A 1,770-nucleotide genomic window follows, 5' to 3' on the forward strand; every position below is an offset into this window, starting at 1 on the left:
ACACGCCCCTGTGCATGAGGCCACCGCCCAGCTCGCCGCTCCCAGCGAAGCCCGCGACATCTGCGACGACTACGCCCGCCTCGGCTTCACCCTCGGCCGCCACCCGCTCACTCTGCTGCGCGAGCACCTCGCCGCCATGCGCTTCGTCACCGCCCGGGAAGTGGCCAACAGCGCCGACCGCCAACTCGTCCGCGCCGCCGGCATCGTCACCTGCCGCCAACGCCCCGGCACCGCCAAAGGCACGATGTTCGTCACCCTCGAAGACGAAACCGGCCTCACCAACATCATCGTCCGCCCCGAGCTCCTGGAACGCCAACGCCGCGAAGTCGTCAGCGCCCGCCTGCTCGGCGTCTACGGCCAGATCAGCCGCCAGGGCAAAGTTGTCCACCTCCAGGCCGGCCGGGTCGTCGACCTCTCCGAACTGCTCGGCGCACTCGATGCGAGGAGCCGGGATTTTCATTAGCGGCTGTCGAGAGATTCGAAATCCACTACACTCCCCAAAAAAACAGGACAAAGTCATATGCACACCGACAACCAAAGCCCCGTCGTCATCTACGAGAGCGCCGATACCACCGTCGAAGTGCGGCTGGACACTGATCAGGAAACCGTCTGGCTGAATCTCCAACAGCTTGCAGACCTGTTTGGTCGCGACAAATCGGTGATCTCACGTCACCTGAAGAACACTTTTCGGGATGCGGAACTCGACCGGGAAGCAGTAGTTGCAAAAAATGCAACTACTGCGGCTGACGGTAAAACCTATCAGGTGGACTACTACAACCTGGACGCAATCATCTCCGTCGGCTACCGCGTCAGCTCAAGCCGAGCAACCCGCTTCCGCCAGTGGGCTACCCGCACCCTGCGCCAACACCTGACCCAGGGCTGGACCCTCAACCGCCAGCGCTTCGAAACCAATGCCCGCGAACTGGAAGCGGCGATGGCACTCGTCCGCAAGGCCGCGCAGAGCCCTGCACTGGATACCACCTGCGGGCGCGGCCTGGTCGACATCGTCACCCGTTACGCCCAAACCTTTCTGCTGCTGCAGCGCTACGACGAAGGCCTGCTGACCGAACCACAAGCGCAACCCGGCGGACGCCTACCATCGCTGTTCGAAGCGCGAACCGCCCTCGACGCGCTGAAGGCCGACCTCATGGCCCGCGGCGAAGCCACCGACCTCTTCGCCCGCGACCGTGGCGAGGGGCTGGACTCACTGCTCGGCAACCTCGATCAGAGCGTATTCGGCGAACCCGCCTATCCCACCGTTGAATCCAAAGCCGCGCATCTGCTCTATTTCGTCGTCAAAAACCACCCGTTCTCAGACGGCAACAAGCGCAGCGCAGCCTATCTGTTCGTCGACTTCCTCCACCGCAATGGCCGGCTGATGACCACCGCAGGCGATCCGGTCATCAACGATGTCGGCCTCGCCGCCCTGACCCTGCTCGTCGCCGAGTCCAACCCAGCAAACAAGGAGACCATGATCCGCCTGATCATGAACATGCTGGCCGGAGCTCGGTAGCGTCAGACCACAGACAAGCATCAGTTGATCAAAGCCTGTCCAGCGGACTCGTCACCCCAAACCCGCCCCGGTTCAACACGTGTGTGTAGATCATCGTCGTTGACACGTCCGCGTGACCGAGCAACTCCTGTGTCAAGGGCAAGCGAATTTTCCCCAGTGTGGTAATTCAAATTTCCCCACCCGGTTGGGTTTGCTCGTCAAATGAGCGGACGAGTCCGGATTTGAGCTTCTCCTTGAGGCGATAGGAGTTGCCGCGG

2 protein-coding genes are annotated in these 1,770 nt (G+C 62.2%); both read left to right on the forward strand.

Translation table 11 applies throughout. The features are described 5' to 3' along the window. Positions 1 to 463 (forward strand): OB-fold nucleic acid binding domain-containing protein (locus tag GPA21_RS20090; RefSeq protein ID WP_339379833.1); only part of this gene is annotated, 463 nt, incomplete at its 5' end. A 57-nt stretch (positions 464 to 520) separates the two neighbouring features. Beyond that, positions 521 to 1,513 (forward strand): virulence RhuM family protein/type II toxin-antitoxin system death-on-curing family toxin, encoded by a 993-nt coding sequence (locus GPA21_RS20095; RefSeq protein ID WP_168989832.1) that lies wholly within the window; start codon positions 521 to 523, stop codon positions 1,511 to 1,513. The last annotated feature ends 257 nt before the right edge of the window (positions 1,514 to 1,770 follow it).

Source organism: Azoarcus taiwanensis, from assembly GCF_012910885.1.
In the GTDB taxonomy this organism is placed as follows: domain Bacteria; phylum Pseudomonadota; class Gammaproteobacteria; order Burkholderiales; family Rhodocyclaceae; genus Azoarcus_F; species Azoarcus_F taiwanensis.

Coding starts and splice junctions, on each gene's coding strand:
- GPA21_RS20095 (WP_168989832.1), top strand. CDS start 521: ATGCACACCGACAACCAAAGCCCCGTCGTCATCTACGAGAGCGCCGAT.